Source organism: Herbidospora mongoliensis, from assembly GCF_001570545.1.
GTDB classification, from domain to species: Bacteria; Actinomycetota; Actinomycetes; order Streptosporangiales; family Streptosporangiaceae; genus Herbidospora; species Herbidospora mongoliensis.
The window spans coordinates 337,631-355,176 of the sequence record NZ_BBXD01000017.1; the positions used below are offsets into that span (position 1 = coordinate 337,631).

The 17,546-nt window shown below is 71.0% G+C and carries 10 protein-coding genes and 2 pseudogenes; 6 read left to right on the forward strand and 6 right to left on the reverse strand.

Annotated elements, in window-relative coordinates; translation table 11 throughout:
* The first annotated feature begins 11 nt into the window (after positions 1-11).
* The gene (locus AW272_RS26045) at positions 12-2,702 is read left to right on the forward strand and encodes an AAA family ATPase (RefSeq protein ID WP_245657726.1); all 2,691 of its coding nucleotides are present in this window, start codon (positions 12-14) and stop codon (positions 2,700-2,702) included.
* Between the two features lies 1 nt (position 2,703).
* Here the strand turns inward: AW272_RS26045 and AW272_RS26050 are convergent, their stop codons facing one another.
* Positions 2,704-4,101, reverse strand: coding sequence for an acyl-CoA carboxylase subunit beta (locus AW272_RS26050; RefSeq protein WP_245657727.1), 1,398 nt, complete (start codon positions 4,099-4,101; stop codon positions 2,704-2,706).
* A gap of 218 nt (positions 4,102-4,319) precedes the next feature.
* On the opposite strand from AW272_RS26050, the gene AW272_RS26055 reads away from it, so the two are divergent.
* Positions 4,320-7,529, forward strand: coding sequence for a GH92 family glycosyl hydrolase (locus tag AW272_RS26055; RefSeq protein WP_245657728.1), 3,210 nt, complete (start codon positions 4,320-4,322; stop codon positions 7,527-7,529).
* Between the two features lie 465 nt (positions 7,530-7,994).
* Here AW272_RS26055 and AW272_RS43515 read toward each other — a convergent pair whose 3' ends face one another.
* Positions 7,995-8,294 carry a hypothetical protein gene (locus tag AW272_RS43515; RefSeq protein WP_066370243.1) on the reverse strand — a complete coding sequence of 100 codons (300 nt, stop codon included), beginning with the start codon at positions 8,292-8,294 and terminating at the stop codon, positions 7,995-7,997.
* On the opposite strand from AW272_RS43515, the pseudogene AW272_RS46325 reads away from it, so the two are divergent.
* Positions 8,259-8,354: pseudogene (locus AW272_RS46325) on the forward strand (IS5/IS1182 family transposase); the annotation flags it as partial. The gene AW272_RS43515 and the pseudogene AW272_RS46325 overlap by 36 nt on opposite strands.
* 4 nt (positions 8,355-8,358) lie before the next feature.
* Here the strand turns inward: AW272_RS46325 and AW272_RS26065 are convergent.
* Positions 8,359-8,763 (reverse strand): putative type II toxin-antitoxin system PemK/MazF family toxin, encoded by a 405-nt coding sequence (locus tag AW272_RS26065; protein WP_066370247.1) that lies wholly within the window; start codon positions 8,761-8,763, stop codon positions 8,359-8,361.
* Between the two features lie 111 nt (positions 8,764-8,874).
* Here AW272_RS26065 and AW272_RS41020 point away from each other — a divergent pair.
* Together AW272_RS41020 and AW272_RS26070 are read left to right on the forward strand one after the other, a co-directional pair.
* Positions 8,875-9,480, forward strand: a pseudogene (locus AW272_RS41020) (IS701 family transposase); the annotation flags it as partial.
* A gap of 454 nt (positions 9,481-9,934) precedes the next feature.
* The gene (locus AW272_RS26070) at positions 9,935-11,635 is read left to right on the forward strand and encodes a sensor histidine kinase (RefSeq protein WP_066370249.1); all 1,701 of its coding nucleotides are present in this window, start codon (positions 9,935-9,937) and stop codon (positions 11,633-11,635) included.
* A gap of 4 nt (positions 11,636-11,639) precedes the next feature.
* On the opposite strand, the gene AW272_RS26075 is transcribed toward AW272_RS26070, so the two are convergent.
* The 3 genes from AW272_RS26075 to AW272_RS26085 all read right to left on the reverse strand — a co-directional run bounded on the left by AW272_RS26075 (position 11,640) and on the right by AW272_RS26085 (position 16,911).
* Positions 11,640-12,056 (reverse strand): pyridoxamine 5'-phosphate oxidase family protein, encoded by a 417-nt coding sequence (locus AW272_RS26075; protein ID WP_157518771.1) that lies wholly within the window; start codon positions 12,054-12,056, stop codon positions 11,640-11,642.
* Between the two features lie 86 nt (positions 12,057-12,142).
* Complete coding sequence (locus tag AW272_RS26080; RefSeq protein ID WP_245657729.1) at positions 12,143-14,587, reverse strand: cation-translocating P-type ATPase; 2,445 nt, start codon at positions 14,585-14,587, stop codon at positions 12,143-12,145.
* 8 nt (positions 14,588-14,595) lie between these two features.
* Positions 14,596-16,911 carry a phosphoketolase family protein gene (locus AW272_RS26085; RefSeq protein ID WP_066370256.1) on the reverse strand — a complete coding sequence of 772 codons (2,316 nt, stop codon included), beginning with the start codon at positions 16,909-16,911 and terminating at the stop codon, positions 14,596-14,598.
* A gap of 90 nt (positions 16,912-17,001) precedes the next feature.
* On the opposite strand from AW272_RS26085, the gene AW272_RS26090 reads away from it, so the two are divergent.
* The gene (locus AW272_RS26090) at positions 17,002-17,448 is read left to right on the forward strand and encodes a flavodoxin (protein WP_245657730.1); all 447 of its coding nucleotides are present in this window, start codon (positions 17,002-17,004) and stop codon (positions 17,446-17,448) included.
* Positions 17,449-17,546: the final 98 nt, after the last annotated feature.

Here is a 17,546-nt window from a genome sequence, read left to right on the forward strand (position 1 = left end):
GGGGAACGACGGTGGACGACACACATGAGGGCATGGCGACCCTGCGGGTGCTGCTGGCCGAGACGGTCGCGGGCAAGGGCAGGATCGCGATGGTCACCGGCGCGGTGGCGACCGGCAAGAGCGAGTTGCTGTACCTGATCGCCGAGCACGCCCTCGACCAGGGCGCGCTGCCGCTGACGGCCACCGGTTCGCCGGCCGAGAGTGGCCTGCCGCTGGGCGTGTTGTCCCAGCTACTGCACCACGCGCCGCTGCCGGCCGAGCAACGGGCCGCCATGCTCGGCCTCCTGCACGAGGGTGCCCGCAGGCAGCTGGCCGGCGACGCGGGCGCCGAGTCGATCGAGCACGTGGACGCGCAGATCGTGGACGCCCTCTGCGTGGTCCTGCTGGAACTGGCCGGGCGCTGCCCGCTGGTGATCACGGTCGACGACGTGCACCACGCCGATCGCGCCTCACAGCTGTGCCTGGCCTACCTGGCCAGGCGGATGAGGTTCGCCAACGTCATGCTGGTGTTCAGCACCCCCGACCACAGCACCCACCTGCGCACCCTCTTCCACACCGAGGTGCTCAGGCAGCCGCACTGCCGTCCGGTACGACTCACCCACCTGTCCCGCGAGGGCGTCGACGCCCGGCTCGGCGAGGACGCCGCCCACCGGTTCGGCGAGCTCGTCCACACGCTGAGCGGCGGCAACCGGCTGCTCGTCGACGCCCTGCTGGAGGACCTCCAGGTCACCGGCGCCCCCGGTGACCGCTACGGCGAGGCGGTGCTGGCGTGCGTGCGCAGGCTGGGGCCGTGCGCCCAGGAGGCGGCGTACGGCCTGGCGGTGCTGGGCGAGCCCGGCTCGATCAGCCGCCTGCTCGGCCTCGGCGAGAGCGAGGCCGTCGTCTCCAAGTCGCTGCAGGCGATGGCCGGGGCCGGGCTGCTGGACGGCGGCCGGTTCCGGCACGAGGCGGCGCGCTCGGCCGTCCTGGCCGAACTGGACGCCGCCGACCGCATCCACCTGCACCGCCGCGCCGCCGAACTGGCCCACCGGGACGGCGCGTCGGCCGACGTCGTGGCCGGCCATCTTCTCCAGGCCAGCCACGCGGGCGACCCGTGGGCGCTGTCGGCCCTGGAGGAGGCGGCCAGGCTCGCCCTCCGCGATGACGGCGTGGAGTCCGCGATCGAGTACCTCAGGCTGGCCTGGCGCGCCTGCGACGACGAGCGCCGCCGGGCCAGGATCGGCACCGCGCTGGTCCGGGCCGAATGGCGGATCGACCCCGGCACGCCCGCCGGCCACCTGGCCGGGCTGACCGACGCCCTGCACAAGGGCCACCTCGGCGGCGGCGAGACCGTCGTCCTGGCCAAGGCGCTGCTCTGGCACGGCCACACCAGAGACGCCCTGGACGTCCTGGACCGCTTGCGTGAACTCGGCGAACCCGACCGGGAGACCGCCTCCGAGCTCGCCGCCGCCCGCCCGTGGTTCCGCGCCCTCTACCCGTCGTTCCTGCCGCACCTGCCGGAGGTCGGCGTCCCGTCCGCCCCGGCCCCCGGCGTCGGCCGCCGCATCCAGTCCGCCGACGTGCTCGCCGACGTCCTCACCGGCGGCCCCAGCGACGAGACCATGGCCGCCGCCGAGCACATCCTGCGCGGCTGCCGCCTCGACGAGGTGACCATGGACACGGTGGAGACGGCGCTGCTGGCCCTGACCTACACCGACCGCCCCGGCCGGGCCGCCCCGTGGTGTGACGCGTTCATCGCCGAGGCCGAAGCCCGGCGTGCGCCCAGCCGCCAGGCCCGCCTGTCCGCCATCCGGGCCGAGATCCGTCTCCGGGAGGGCGACCTGGCCGCGGCGGCCCGGGACGCGCGGCGCGCCCTGGAGATCATCCCCGCCGGGAGCTGGGGGGTGGCCGTGGGCGGGCCGCTGGGCACCCTGCTGCTGGCCGGCGCCGCGATGGGCCGGCTCGACGACTTCCTGCCCGAGTTCAACCTGCCCGTCCCCGAGGCGATGCTGGAGACCCGGTACGGCCTGCAGTACCTGCGGGGCAAGGGCCGTCTCAACCTGACGGCCGACCGTCCCGGCCAGGCCCTGCGGGACTTCCAGCTGTGCGGCGAGCTGATGACGCGATGGGACCTGGACGCCCCCGGCTTCATCGCGTGGCGCCTGGACGCCGCCGAAGCCCTGATCGCGCTGGGTGAGGAAGAGAAGGCCAGGCGGCTCGTGAACGAGCAGCTCTCCCGCTGCGGACCCCGGTCCCAGCGGGTCCGCGGTTCGGCGCTACGCCTGCTGGCCGCCGTCAGCGAGGTCGACCAGCGCCCGTCGCTCCTGCGCCAGGCCGCCGACCCGCTCCAGGAGGGCGGCGACCGCTACGAGTACGCCCGCCTGCTGTCCGACCTCACCGAGGCCTACCACGCCATCGGCGAACACCGCAAAGCCGGGATGCTCAAGCAGCGCGCCCGCGCCATGGCCAAGGAGTGCCACGCCGAGCCGCTCACCCGGGCCCTGGCCGGCCGGGACGATCCGGCGGCCAACGTGCCCGGTCAGCTCAGCGACGCCGAACGCCGGGTGGCGCAACTGGCCGCCGAGGGATACACGAACCTGGAGATCGCCACCCGGCTGTACATCACCGTCAGCACGGTCGAGCAACACCTGACCCGCGTCTTCCGCAAGCTGAACGTGTCCGGCCGTACGGAGTTGCCGGCCAGCCTCGCGCGCATCGGATGACTCACAACGGGATGTTGCCGTGCCGCCCGCGCCGGCAAGGGGCCCGGTCCAGGGCCTCCGCCAGGCGGAACCGGGTGGTGTCGGGCGAGATGACCTCGTCGACGACGCCGAGCGCGAGCGCCCGTTCGACTCCGCCGGAGACGCGCAGGTGCTCCTGGGTGAGCCGCGCCTTCAGGTCCGCGCGCTCGTCCTCGGGCGCGGCGGCCAGCGCCTTGCGGTGCAGGATGCCGACGGCGGACTCGGCCCCCATGACCGCGACCTCCGCGTTCGGCCACGCGAAGACCGCGGTGGCGCCGAGGGAGCGTGAGTTCATCGCGATGTACGCGCCACCGTACGACTTGCGGGTGATCAGGGTCACCCGGGGCACCACCGATTCGGCGAAGGCGTGCAGCAGTTTCGCGCCACGCCGGACGACACCGTCCCACTCCTGGGCGACCCCGGGCAGATATCCGGGCACGTCGACCACCACCACCAACGGCACGCCGAGCGAGTCGCACATCCGCACGAACCGGGCCGCCTTCTCCGCGGAGAGCGTGTCCAGGCACCCGCCCTTACGGATCGGATTGTTGGCCAGCACGCCCACCGAACGCCCGCCCAACCGGCCGAGGCCGACGAGGATGTTGCCGGCCCAGCGCGGCTGCAGCTCCAGGAATCCCTCATCGACGATCGCGCGCACGAGCGGCCGGACGTCGTACGCGCGGCGCGGCGAGTCGGGCAGGATCGCGGCCAGGTCGCGGCTCTCGGCGAGCGCGCCGAGATCGAAACTCCCGGGCCGGGTGAAGATGCCCGTGAGCCGGCGCGCCTGCTCGTACGCCTCGTCCTCACCGTCCGCGACCAGGTGCGCGACCCCCGACTTGGGGCCGTGCGCCTCGGGACCCCCGAGCCCGGCCATGTCGATGCGTTCCCCCGTGACACTGCGGACGATCTCAGGACCGGTGATGAAGATCCGCGCGTCCTCGGCCATGATCACGATGTCGGTGAGCGCGGGCCCGTACGCGGCGGCTCCCGCGGCGGGACCCAGGACGACCGAGATCTGCGGGATCACCCCGGACACCCTGGTCATCGCCGCGAACATCCGCCCCACCCCGTGCATCGACTCGACACCGTCGGCCAGGCGCGCCCCGCCCGAGTGCCACAGCCCGATCACCGGGCAGCCGAGCCGTTCGGCCGCGCCGATGGCCTCGACGACGCGCTCCGCGCCCGCTCCCCCGAGCGCGCCGCCCATCAGGGTCGCGTCGGTGCAGTACGCGACGACCACCGAACCGTCCACCCGCCCGCACACTGCCTGGACTCCACTGTCGTCGTCGGCGTGCAACGGCACCGCCGAACCGGGGTCGAGCAGCCGGGCCAGCCGGACCGAAGGAGCCCGGTGATCCATCTCGATTTCGACGATCGGCATGGTGGTCATCCGCGAACCCCGATTCCCTCAGAGGTATTTCGCCGAATGTGCCCAGCCGTGCCTGCGGCGGCCAACCCCTATTTTCGGCCATCCCGGTTCGCAAGCCTGTGACCAGCGCAAACGTCTATTGGCAACTTGTGACCGCCATTTCTGCCAATTGACGCGTCATCTCACATCCCCGTTTTCTCGTCGTGATCACCTGAACGATGGAGGGCACTTTGTCCATATGGTCAGCACCGACGATCGCCGCGCTTCTGGCGGCGATGGCATTGCCGGCGGGCGTGGTGGCCGACACCGTGCCCGCCCCGGTCAGCGACGTGGCCGCACTGGTCAACCCGTTCCTCGGCACCAAAGCGGGCGACGCCGACTTCGGGCACGGCGGCGGCGCGGGAATGAACTTCCCCGGCGCGGTCGTGCCGTTCGGCATGATGCAGTGGAGCCCCGACACGATGGAGAACGCCGGGGGCGGCTACGCGTGGGAGGACAACCGCCTGCGCGGTTTCTCGATGACCCACATCTCCGGCCCCGGGTGCACCGGCGCCCAGGACTTCCCCGTGATCCCGATCTCCGGCCGGATCGGCCGGTCGCCCGCGACCCACGGCGCCGACTACGTCCAGACGTTCAAGCACGAGAACGAGAAGGCCGCCCCCGGCTTCTACAGCTCGGTCCTGGACACCGGCGTCAAGACCGAGCTGTCGGCGAGCACGCGCGGCGGGGTGGCCCGCTTCGGCTTCCCGGCCGGCAAGCCGGGCACGCTCCTGCTGAACACCAGCGGCTCGGTCAACGGCGTGGACGACGGTGAGACCAGGATCAGCGGCAACACCGTCACCGGCTGGGTGCAGACCGGCGGCTTCTGCGGCCCGCCGATGCGGTACAAGGTGTACTTCCACGCCACGTTCGACCAGCCGATTCTCGGCTACGGCACCTGGAAGGACGGCACCGTCACGCCGGGAGGCGCGGCCGTGCGGAACGCCTCGGAGGCGAAGGTCGCCAACGCCGAAGTGGTCACCCCCGGCGACATCTCGGTGAACGGGCCCGGCTCGGGCGCGTACCTGGAGTTCGATCCCGCCAGGCCGGTCCAGATGCGGGTCGGTCTGTCCTACGTGAGCCTGGCCGGCGCGAAGAACAACCTGGCGGCCGAGATCGGCCAGGACGACGTGAACCAGGTCGCCGCGAAGGCACGGGCCGCCTGGAACACCAGGCTGGGGCAGGTGCGGATCGGCGGCGGCACCGACGAGCAGCGGCGCACCTTCTACAGCAACCTCTACCACGCGCTGCTCCAGCCCTACGTCTTCGAGGACGTGGACGGCACCTACACCGGCATGAACGGCCAGACCTACAAGGTCGCGCCCGGAAAGCACCACTACGCGACGTTCTCCGGCTGGGACATCTACCGCACCGAGGTCCAGCTCCTCGCCCTGCTCGCCCCGGACGTGGCCAGTGACATCGCCCAGTCCATGTACGACAACGCCCAGTCGGTCGGCAACGTCTGGGACCGCTGGTCACACCAGAACGCGATCACCGGCGTCATGGTCGGCGACCCGTTCCACTCGATCCTGTCCAGCGTGTACGCCTTCGGCGCCCGCGCCTTCGACGCCCCGAAGGCCCTGGACGCGATGGCCGCGTCGGCCCGCCGGGTGGGCCCCAAGGACATCGGCCACCCGCAGCTCGGCTACGACCAGCGCCCCGGCAACGCCGACTTCATGGCCAAGGGCTACGTCCCGATGGACCCCTCGACCACACTTGAGTACGGCATCGCCGACTTCGGCATCGCCCAGCTGGCCGCCCGCCTGGGCGACACCGCGCTGGCGGGCGAGTTCATGAAGCGCGCCCAGGCCTGGCAGACCACCTTCAACCCGGCCAACACCTGGATCCAGCCGAAGATGGCCGACGGCGCGTTCCGGTCGCCGTTCGACCCGGCCACGATGAACTCCTACATCGAGGGCAACGGCGCGCAGTACCACTGGCTGGTGCCGCACAACGTCCGCGGCCTGTTCGACTCGATGGGAGGCAACGCGGCGGCGGCCGCCCGCCTGGACGACTTCTTCAAAGTCCTCAACGCGGGCCCGAACCAGCCGTACGCCTACCTCGGCAACGAGCCGTCAGCCGCCACACCGTGGTTGTACGCGTGGGCCGGCCGGCCGTACAAGACCCAGGATCTGGTCCGGCGGATCCAGAAGGAGCTGTTCTCCTCGGCCCCCGACGGCCTGGTCGGCAACGACGACCTCGGCGCGATGGGCTCCTGGTACGTCTGGTCCGCGATCGGCCTGTTCCCGGCGATCCCCGGCCGCGCCGAACTCCTGGTCAACACGCCGCTGTTCGACACGATCACGATCAAGCGCCCGGCCGGCGACCTGGTCGTCAACGCGCCGGGTTCCGCCAACCGCTACGTGAAGACCCTGAAGGTCAACGGCGTGGCCACCACGAAGGCGTGGCTGCCCGAGACGATCGCGCAGCGCGGCGGCAGGCTCGACTTCACCACCTCGACCGTCCCGAACACCACGTTCGGCTCGGCCCCCGCCGACGCGCCGCCCGCCTTCAACGAGGGCGCCAAGCCGGTGCTGCTGGGCCTGAACCCGGGCAGCGGCCCGGTCGAACCCGGCAGGACGTTCGAGACCACGATCACGGCACGCGCGACCGGCCAGACCGGCGCGTCGGTGCGCTGGGAGGCCAAACCCCCGCCGGGCATCTCGGTCACCCCGATCAGCGGCACCCTCACCCCGGCCGCCGGCGCCGCCGCCTCGCGGCGGATCACGGTGACCGTGCCCGCCGGCACCCCGCTCGGCACGATCAGCATCCCGATCATCGGCTCCGGCCAGGTCGGCGCCGGCATCCGGCTGAACGTGGCCAGGCCGGGCACCCCCGCCTGGCACCACAACAACGCCAGCATCGGCGACGACACCAAACCCGGCAGCGCCAACGTGGACGGCGCGAACTTCAGCTACTCCACCCAGGCGCTCGGCGCGGCCGGCCTCACCCCCGGCGCGACGGTCGACTGGAACGGCTTCACGTTCACCTGGCCGAACCGCAGCCCCGGCGAGTGGGACGACATCCTGCCCGGCGTCAAACCCCTGGACGTCACGGCCCCCACCGGCGCCACCAAGATCGCCTTCCTCGGCGCCGGCACCGGCGGCTACCCCGAGGTGGACGCGACCATCACCTACACCGACGGCACCACGACCATCGCCAGCCTGGGCATGAGCGACTGGCTGCTCGACTTCGGCGGCGGCTCCCCCCAGTACGGCAACGAGATCATCGCCTCCAGCCCCTACCGGCTGTACGGCGGCTCGTGGGCCATGCAGCCCATCCCGGCGAACGTGTTCGCGGCCCAGCCGATCACACTGAACCCGGCGAAGAAGCTGAAGAGCATCACATTCGGCCCCTCCGACGACGGAGCCTTGCACATCTTTACGTGGGCGTTCGCGTAACCCGGGGGGACGACCCCCCGAACCCCCCGATGCGAGGGGGCCTTCGCCCCCTCGCGCTCCCCCTGGCCGCGTACGCGTCCCGGCGTCGCTGCGCTCCGGGTCGCTTCGCTCCTTGCGAAGGGCTCCGCCCCTCGCGCTCCCTGGCAAGGCCTCGCTCCGCTCGGATCGAGCTCGCTTCGCTCGGGGGGACTGCGCGCTTCGCCCAGGACCATGTACATCTTTGTGGTTGTTGCTGGTGGAACGGCTCCGGGTCCTCGTAAGCATGTGCGCGTCGCCTACAAGGACCCGGTCGGCGGACCGGGGTTTCTTCATTCCCGGAGGTACACGTTCCGAAGGAACACCCCATCTGGTGATAGGCGGCATCAGGTCCATCCGGCTCCCGCCGGCTGGACGATCCAGCCGATTCAGTCCAGCGGGAGGCCGGTGGTCAGGGTTCCTTCTCCGCGCGTGTGTGGACCTGAACGGTCAGGGAGTGCGAACCGGGTTGATGCCCGCGGGGGTGTCCGCGCCGACAGGTGTGGAAGTAGTCGGGCGGTCGCTGCGGCAGCGCTGCTTCTCCGAGGAGGTCATCGGGCCGGTGCGCTGGTAGATGCGGTCGGACAGTTCGGTGGCCGGGTGGTCGATGACGGTGTAGAGACGCCATTCGTTGTGCGGGTCGGCCGGGGGGGTGGTGACGAACCAGCCCTCCGTGCGCCGCCGGCCGGTTTGGGTCTCGATCCAGGAGACCTCGATGCCGCCAAGAAGATCGTCGGCCGCAAACGCCACATCGCCACCGACACCTTCGGCCTGCTCCTGGCTGTGATCTCGATGGTGAGTGGCGCCTCTCCGCCTACCCGAGTTCACCGAGACGGAGGGCGTCCCTTATCTCGCTGAGCTTCGCGGTTGTCGCCGGGGTCCGTTCCTTCGCCTGTTCGCCGAGACGGAGGGCGTCCTCAATCTCGCTGAGCTTCGCGGAGGACAGGACGCCCGCCCGCTCGATCAGGTCGTCCTGGGACACGGTGGTCAGCCACGTGCAGGGGGTGAAGCCCGGGCGTGGGAACGCGAACCGCAGCACGCCTTCAAAGGGCAGTCCTTCCATGGCACCTACGTGCACTTCGACGCCCAGACCGCTGATGTCGACGCCAGCAGGAGTGACGACCTGCATCGCCCGGATCCTGGACGCGTCGTCTGCCGCCAGCAGTACGACCAGCCGCCGCTCGTCGAACTCCACCCACCAGACTTCGCCACGTTGCACATGTCCTCCTGACTCAGGACGGCAGGCGGAACTGCGCGACCCTGACGCGTTGTGGAGACGGGTGCGGCAACCGTTGATCATCGTGAGTTTGTGTGGACTGACGAAGAGACGGTGGCCGCAGGTCACAGGATAGAACCCGCCCGTTGGCGGGACGCGTTCGAGGCCTGATGGGCCGGATCGCGGGGCGCTTCGCCCGGGTCGAACCCCGGCGCAGGGCGGCGCGGTTGGTGCTCGGTCTATTGGCCGACCTGCCGCGCAAGAACTGCTGGACCATCGCCGAGTGGGCTGGCGAGACCACTCCGGACGGCATGCAGCACCTGTTGGGCAGGGCCAAGTGGAATGCCGATCAGGTCCGCGACGACGTGTGCGGCTACGTGGTGGAGCACCTGCACGATGACCGGGCGGTGCTGGTCGTCGACGAGACCGGCGATGTGAGAAGGGCACTGGCACGGTCGGCGTCCAACGCCAATACACCGCGGTACAGCCGGCCGGATCGAGAGCTCCCAAGTCGCCGTCTACCTGGTTTACGCAGGCAAGCCCGGCCACGCCGCAGTGGACCGGGAACTCCACGTTCCGCGCTCCTGGACCTCCGACCCCGACCGCTGCCGCGCCGCGGGCCTTGCCGAGGAAACCACCTTCGCCACCAAGCCGGAGCTGGCCACTCGTATGGTCGCCCGGTTCCTGGACGCCGGCCACCAGGCCGCATGGGTCACCGGAGCATCCCGGCCCGACGCGATCAGATCGCTCGCCGCCTGCCGGGCTGCGGACTCGTCCGGGAAGCCTCCATGGCGGACCCTACGGCGGTGCCCGGACACATCCGTCACCTGAATCGCGAACGTGGTCTGGTTCGGCGAGCCGCCCACATCGCCCGCCCAGCCGCTTACCTGTCGCCTTGTCGGCGCACCCACACCGCTTGTACGTCATGCGGCGATCCTCGTTGCGCATCACCATCGCCCCATCTACCCGACGGACGAATGGGGCAAGCGCAGCATCTACGGCCATCAAAGGATCGATGGATTCCGCGAGGCCGGCGAGGAATCCGAAAGGTGGTACCGAGCCGCGAACCGGGCGTGGGTGCGCCAAACCGCACGTCACCTCCGGCGCAGTCCGGGACTTCAGAGCCACTATCAGATCCGGATCGTTTCGCTAGAAGGGGTGCCACACTTCGCGTATGAGCCCCGACGAGTCACACAGCCTGATTCCGGACATGCGGCTGGGTGAGCTGCTGCTGGAACTGCGCGACCGGCTCGAAGCGGTGCTGTCCACCCGCGACCGGGTGCACGCGTTGCTGAACGCCGTCGTCCTGGTCGGCAGCGACCTGGATCTGGAGACCGTGCTGCACCGCATCGTGGAGACCGCCACCACGTTGGTCGACGCGGCCTATGGCGCGCTCGGCGTGGTCGGTGAGGGGGACACACTCATCCAGTTCATCCCCGTCGGACTGAGCCAGTCGGAGATCGCCGCCATCGAGCACTGGCCACACGGCCTGGGCCTGCTCGGCCTGCTGATCAAGCGGCCGCAGACGTTGCGCCTGGCCCGCATCTCCGACCATCCCGAGTCGCACGGTTTCCCGCCGGGCCACCCGCCCATGGGCTCGTTCCTGGGCGTCCCGGTCAAGGTGCGCGAGGAGGTGTTCGGCAACCTCTACCTCACCGAGAAGCGCGGCGGCGCGGAATTCGACGAGGAGGACGAGGCGATCGTCATCGCCCTGGCCACCGCCGCAGGCGTCGCGATCGCCAACGCCCGCCTGTACGAGGAGAGCCGTAGCCGGGAGACCTGGTTGCAGGCCTCCGCCGCGGTGACCACGAGCCTGCTGTCCGGGCGGGACGTCCAGCAGGTCCTCACCGAGGTCGCCCACCGGGCCCGCCAGATGGCCGGCGCCGACATCACCGCCATCCTCCTGCCGGCCCCCGACGGCGACCTCCTCCAGGTGACGATCGCCGACGGCCCTGGCGCGCAACGCCTGGTCGGCACCTTGACGCCGATCGACACGTCGCTGGCGGGCGGCGCCTACCGCAGTGGCGAGCCGTCCATGGTCACCGATCTGGCGGCCGGCGCCCTGCACAAGGTGATGGCCGATCATCTGACCATGGGCCCGGAGGCGGCCGTCCCGCTGGGCGCCCCCGGATCGGTACGGGGCGTGTTGTCGGTGTTCAAGCGCATCGGCCGAACTCCCTTCAGCCGGGCCGAACTGCTCATGCTGCACGCCTTCGCCGGGCAGGCCGCCCTGGCCCTGGAACTGGCTGAGGCCCGCACGGACGCCGAGCGGCTGGGCCTGCTGGAAGACCGCGACCGCATCGCCAAGGACCTGCACGACGTCGTCATCCAACGCCTGTTCGCCGTCGCCATGACGCTGATGAGCGTCCGACCGGCGGTGGACGGCGAGAAGGCCACCGCGCGGCTAGGGCACGCGATCGACGAACTCGACCAGACCATCCGCCAGATCCGTTCCACCATCTTCGGCCTGCAGACCCCGCCCACCGACGCCGACCCCGGCCTGCGCGCACGGGTCACGGCCCTGACACAGGAGGCGCGCGGCCACCTCGGCTTCATGCCCGGCCTGCTGATGGAGGGCCAGCTGGACAACACGGTCCCCGAACCGGTCGCCGAGCAGCTCCTCGCCGTCCTGCGGGAGGCGCTGTCCAACCTTCTGAGGCACGCCCGGGCCTCCGCGGCCGGAGTGCTGGTGGAGGTGCGCGACGGCCAGGTCACGCTCGTCGTCACCGACAACGGCATCGGCATGCCCCGCGACGGCCATCGAAGCGGTCTGCGCAACATGCGCGAACGAGCGGAGCAACGGGGTGGCTCCTTCACCGCGCAGTCCCCTGCCGAGGGCGGGACCCGATTGTCGTGGACGGTCCCGCTCACCTGAGAACTCAGAGCGCCGGGACGGAGGTGCGCCGCCCGGAGAGCCAGTCGGTGGTCATCACGATGAAGTGCCCGATACCGCCGGGCGTCCAGACCTTCAGCGGCAGCCGGCCGAGCCGCGTGATCTCCCTCGGCTCGGCGGCGGCGCGGGCGCGGCCGATCGCCGAGACCGACCAGCCGGTGCTCAGCGCCGCGTCGAAGTCGTCCGCCTCGAAGGCCACCACGTTGTCCCGCGTCGCGGCGGCGAGCCGGGAGCCGGGGGCCGTCCGCATGACGATGTCCTCGCCGTCGAGGCAGAAGGTCACGGGCTGCACCGCCGGCAGCGCCTGATCGGTGAAGACGACCCGCCCGATCGCCGAATGAGCCAGCAGGAACAGGCACTGTTCCCGCGAGAGCACCTGCATCCCCGCCGAATCGAATCGCATACCGCTCAGCCTGGTACTCATGAGATGCCCTTCTCAGAGCCAAAGGTCACCTCTAGTCGGCCGTTCTCCCTGAATGAGCGCCCACATCACCGTCGCGGCCAGCGAGTTCTGGACAGGAGGCGGGGCAGGTCGCACAGCAGGGGGGTGAGCACAGCGGCCGCGACCGCGATGAGCCAGCCGATCGGTGGGAGCGGGGCCAGGACGAGCAGGGCGCCCAGGGCGGGCACCAGGGTCACCAGCGTCTGGAGCGCGGCCGCGCTGATCACCGCGATCAGGACGGCCCGGCCGTGCCACCAGCCGCGTTCGAACGTCCAGCGGCGGGAGCGGGCGACGTAGGCGAGGGTCAGGCGGGCGAAGACCAGGGCCAGCACCGCCTGCGTACGGACCTGCTCCTCGCTCCAGCCGAGACGTCTGGCGATCTCGACGGCTACGAAGACCAGGGCGCCGACGACCAGCGCGCGCCCGGCGATCCGGATCAGGACGGGGCGGGCCAGCAGGCCGTCACGGCGAGGAGGCCGGGCCAGCGGGTCGCCGGCCGGGCGGTCGACGCCGAGGGCGATGGCGGGGATGCCGTCCAGGACCAGGTTGATCCACAGCAGGTGGACGGGGAGCAACGGGATGATCAGGTCGGGCCAGACCAGCAGGCCGACCAGGACCAGGAAGATCTCGGCCAGGTTGCCGGCGAGCAGGTAGCCGATCATCGAGTGGACGTTGTGGCGTAACCGGCGTCCTTCGCGGACGCCGATGACGATGGTGCCGAGTTCGCCGTTGGTGACCACGACGGCGGCGGCTTCGCGGGCCACGTCGGTGCCCTCGTCGCCGGCCATGGCGACGCCGACGTCGGCGTGCCGGAGCGCCGGGGCGTCGTTGACGCCGTCCCCTGTCATCGTGACGATCTCGCCGTGCTCGCGCAGGGCGCGGACCAGGTCCAGCTTGGTGGCGGGGTCCACCCGGGCGATCACGCCCGCCTCGACGAGCCGGGCGGCGCGGTCGGGCCCGGTCAGGGCGGAGCCGGTGACGACGGGGTCGGCGTGGATGCCGACCTGTTCGGCGACGGCGCGAGCGGTGTCGGCGTGGTCGCCGGTGACCATGACCACGCGGATGCCGGCCGCCCGGCAGTCGGCCACGGCCTGCCCGGCCGAGGGGCGGATCTCGTCGCGCAATCCCAGGAGCCCGACCGGGCGCAGGCCGCCCGCGTCCAGATCGGTGGTGCCGTCCTGGGCGACCGCGAGCACGCGCAGGCCGCGTCCGGTGAGATCGGGCACGGCCCGGACCAGCCGTTCCGTGTCGGGACCGGGGGCGCAGCGGGCGAGCACCACTTCAGGGGCGCCCTTCACGGTCAGCAGCGGCCCGTCGGTGACGACGGCCATGGAGCGGGTCTCGGCGTCGAACGGCCTGGTCGCCAGCCGGGTCTCGGCGGGCGGCAACCGTACACCGCGCTCGTTCGCGGCGGTCGCCAGGGCGACGTCGACTCCGTCGCCCAGCCCGTCGCGGGCGTCGTTGCAACGCAGGACGGCCGCCCACAGACCGTCCTCGTCCACGCTGACGTGGTCGACGACGGTGAGCCTGCCGGTGGTGAGCGTCCCGGTCTTGTCGGTGGCGATCACGGTCGTGGCGCCGAGCGCCTCGATCGCCGACAACCGGCGGACGATGAGGCCCAGGGCCGCCATGCGTTGGGACCCCAGCGCCAGGGCGGTGGTGACCGCGGCGGCCAGGCTCTCCGGCACTGCCGCGATGGCCAGCGCGACGCCGGCCAGGATGATGTCGAGCAGGGCGGCCTCGCCGCGGACGACCCGGGTCAGGCCGAGGGCGACCATCACCACTCCGGCGATGATCGCCACGAGGCCGATGCGGCGCGAGACCTGGGCGAGTTCGATCTCCAGCGGGCCTTTGGTCCGGCCCTCCAGCGCCGAGGCGATACGGCCCATCTCGGTCTGGGCCCCGGTCCGTTCGACCCGTGCGGTGCCCGAGCCGCGGACGACCAGAGTGCCGGAGAACAGGTCGCCGGTGCGGTCGCCGAGATGGACGTCGCCTCCGTGGGCGCCGTCGCGGGACTTGGCGGCCGATCGGGACTCGCCGGTGAGCGTCGCCTCGTCCACCCCGAGGGAGGCCGAGTCGATCACGGCGGCGTCGGCGGGCACCCGGTCGCCGGCGGCGACTTCGATCAGGTCGCCGGGCACGACCTGGGTGGCCGGGACGCGCTGGGTGACGCCCGCCCGGTGGACCTTGGCCATGGGCGCGGTGAGCGTGCGCAGTGCGCGGACGGCCTGGTCGGCTTTGGCCTCCTGGCTGACTCCGATGATCACGTTGACCAGCAGAATGGCCACGATCGCGGCGCCCTCGGGGATCTCCCTCAGGACGAGCAGGGTGACCAGCCCCGCGAGCAGCAGCATGATCGAGAAGGGGTCGGCCAGTTGCCGTAACGCGCGGCCGAGCAGCGTCGGCGGACGGGGTTGGGGAAGCTCGTTGGGCCCGTGCTCGGCCAGGGCCCGTGCGGCCTGCTCGTCGGTGAGGCCGGATGGTGCGTCCACGAGGGTCATCAGCGCGCCCAGGTCCAGTCGCGGATCTCGGGGTCGTCCTCGCCGTACCGGCGGGTGTGGGCGCGGGCGCGCAGCCGGGCGTCCTGCATCCGCAGACGCAGGTGCGCCTGCTGGAGGCCCAGGCCGGGGACGCGGTCGATGACGTCCATGACCAGGTGGTAGCGGTCGATGTCGTTGAGCATGGTCATGTCGAAGGGCGTGGTGGTGGTGCCCTCCTCCTTGTAGCCGCGTACGTGCAGGTGGGCGTGGCCGTTGCGGCGGTAGGTGAGGCGGTGGATCAGCGACGGATAGCCGTGGAAGTTGAAGATCACCGGCTTGTCAGCGGTGAACAGGGCGTCGTATCCGGCGTCGTCCAGGCCATGCGGGTGCTCGGCGGCCGGCTGCAGGCGCATCAGGTCGACGACGTTCACGACGCGGACCCTCAGGTCGGGCAGCTCCTCGCGCAGGATCGCGGCGGCGGCCAGCACCTCAAGGGTCGGCACGTCGCCCGCGCATGCCAGGACCACGTCGGGCTCGGCGCCTTCGTCGTTGCTCGCCCAGGGCAGGATGCCGACTCCGCGGGTGCAGTGGACGACGGCCTCCTCCATGGTGAACAGGTCCAGAACGGGTTGCTTGCCGGCGACGATGACGTTGACGTAGTCGCGGGAGCGAAGGCAGTGGTCGGCGACCGACAGCAGCGTGTTGGCGTCCGGGGGGAGGTAGACGCGGACGATCTCGGGCTTCTTGTTGAGCACCACGTCCAGGAAGCCCGGGTCCTGGTGGCTGAAGCCGTTGTTGTCCTGTCGCCACACGTGGGAGGACAGCAGGTAGTTGAGGGAGGCGATCGGGCGCCGCCACGGGATGTGGCGGGAGGCGTCCAGCCACTTGGCGTGCTGGTTGAACATGGCGTCCACGATGTGGATGAACGCCTCGTAGCAGTTGAAGAGGCCGTGCCGTCCGGTCAGCAGGTAGCCCTCCAGCCAGCCCTGGCACAGGTGCTCGCTCAGCACCTCCATGACCCGTCCACCGGCGGCCAGATGCTCGTCCGTCGGCAGGACGGAGGCGTTCCACGCGCGGCCGGTGACCTCGAAGACGGCGTTCAGCCGGTTGGAGGCGGTCTCGTCGGGCCCCATGAGGCGGAAGTTGTCCGGGTTGGCGGCGATGACGTCGCGCAGGTAGGTCCCCAGGACGCGGGTGGGTTCCGTCCACTGGGCGGCCGGCGCCTCGACGTCCACGGCGTTGTCGCGGAAGTCGGGCAGTACCAGCGGACGCAGGAGTTCGCCTCCGTTGGCGTAGGGGCTGGCGCTCATCCGGTGATCGCCGCGCGGCACGGTCTCCAGGATCTCGGCGACCGGGCGGCCGGCGCCGTCGAAGAGCTCCTCGGGCCGGTAGGAGCGCATCCACTCCTCCAGCATCGCCAGGTGGGCCGGGTTGTCGCGGACCCCGGTGAGCGGTACCTGGTGGGCGCGCCAGGTGCCTTCGACGGGCAGGCCGTCGACCTCGCGGGGCCCGGTCCAGCCCTTGGGCGTGCGCAGGATGAGCATCGGCAGGCGGTCGGCTCCGCCGTTCCGGTAGTCGGCGATCTCGTCGAAGATGGCGTCGAGGGTCTCGGCCATCAGCGCGTGCGTGATCACGGGATCGTCCCCGGCCACAATGTGCGGGCGGTAGCCGTACCCCTCCATGAGCTTCACGAGGTCGTCCTCGGGGATCCTGGCCAGGACGGACGGGTTGGCGATCTTGTAACCGTTCAGGTGCAGGATGGGCAGTACCACGCCGTCGCGGGCGGGATCGAGGAACTTGTTGGAATGCCAGCTCGCGGCCAGCGGGCCGGTCTCGGCCTCGCCGTCGCCGATGACACAGGCCACGACGAGGTCCGGGTTGTCGAAGGCGGCACCGTAGGCGTGCGCCAGGGCGTAGCCGAGTTCGCCGCCCTCGTGCAGGGAGCCCGGCGTCTGCGGAGCCACGTGGCTGGGGATGCCGCCGGGGAAGGAGAACTGGTGGAACAGCCGCTTCATGCCCTGGGCGTCCTGCGACACCTGGGGGTAGGTCGCGGAGTAGGTGCCCTCCAGCCAGGAGTGCGCCACGGCGGCCGGGCCACCGTGACCGGGGCCGGCGACGTAGATCATGGCCTGGTGGCGTTCGGTGATCACCCGGTTGAGGTGGGCGAAGCAGAAGTTCAGCCCCGGCGTCGTCCCCCAGTGCCCGAGCAGCCGGGGCTTGATGTGGCCGGGCTGGAGGGGTTCGGTGAGCAGCGGGTTGTCCATGAGGTAGATCTGGCCCACCGACAGGTAGTTCGCGGCCCGCCAGTAGGCGTCGATCCGCTCAAGAGTGTCCACGCCATCAACAATCCGCGCGTATGCCGTGCGCCGGGTAGGGGCGTAGGTCCCGACCGAAACTTCGGCAACACCATGAGGATCGCCGAGGAAGTGACGTCTGGCCTACGCGGCCGGATTCCGACCGAGGTGATGGAGGTCGGGACGGCTCCCACCACGCTTCCCGACGACATCGACCTTCTTGTCGTCGGCGGACCCACGCATGCCTTCGGAATGTCCCGGGCGAGTACTCGCAAGTCCGCCCTCGACCAGGCCGACAACGGCGTCGTGTCCAAAGGCGAAGGAGTGCGCGAGTGGCTCACCGTCCTGCGGATCCGCAGGCCGATCGCGGCTGCGGCATTCGACACCCGTGTCCGGACTCTTCTGGCCGGTTCCGCGGCCAAGGGCGTCCACAAGGCACTGCGCCGTCATCGGATGGTGCTCATCGCCCCACCGATGGGGTTCTATGTCACCGCCACCAAGGGACCGCTTGACGAGGCCGAAGTCTCTCGGGCGATCGAGTGGGGTCGGTCACTGGCCGAAACGGCCTCGACCGTCTGATCCCGCCGGGAAGGCATGGCCATTGGCGCCGGAGAGGGCGACATGAAGAAGAAAGCGATCATCCTGGGCCTCGCGGGAGCGGCCGTGGCGATGCGGCC

Coding starts and splice junctions, on each gene's coding strand:
- AW272_RS26050 (WP_245657727.1), bottom strand. CDS start 4,101: ATGCCGATCGTCGAAATCGAGATGGATCACCGGGCTCCTTCGGTCCGG.
- AW272_RS26075 (WP_157518771.1), bottom strand. CDS start 12,056: ATGCGATTCGATTCGGCGGGGATGCAGGTGCTCTCGCGGGAACAGTGC.
- AW272_RS26070 (WP_066370249.1), top strand. CDS start 9,935: ATGAGCCCCGACGAGTCACACAGCCTGATTCCGGACATGCGGCTGGGT.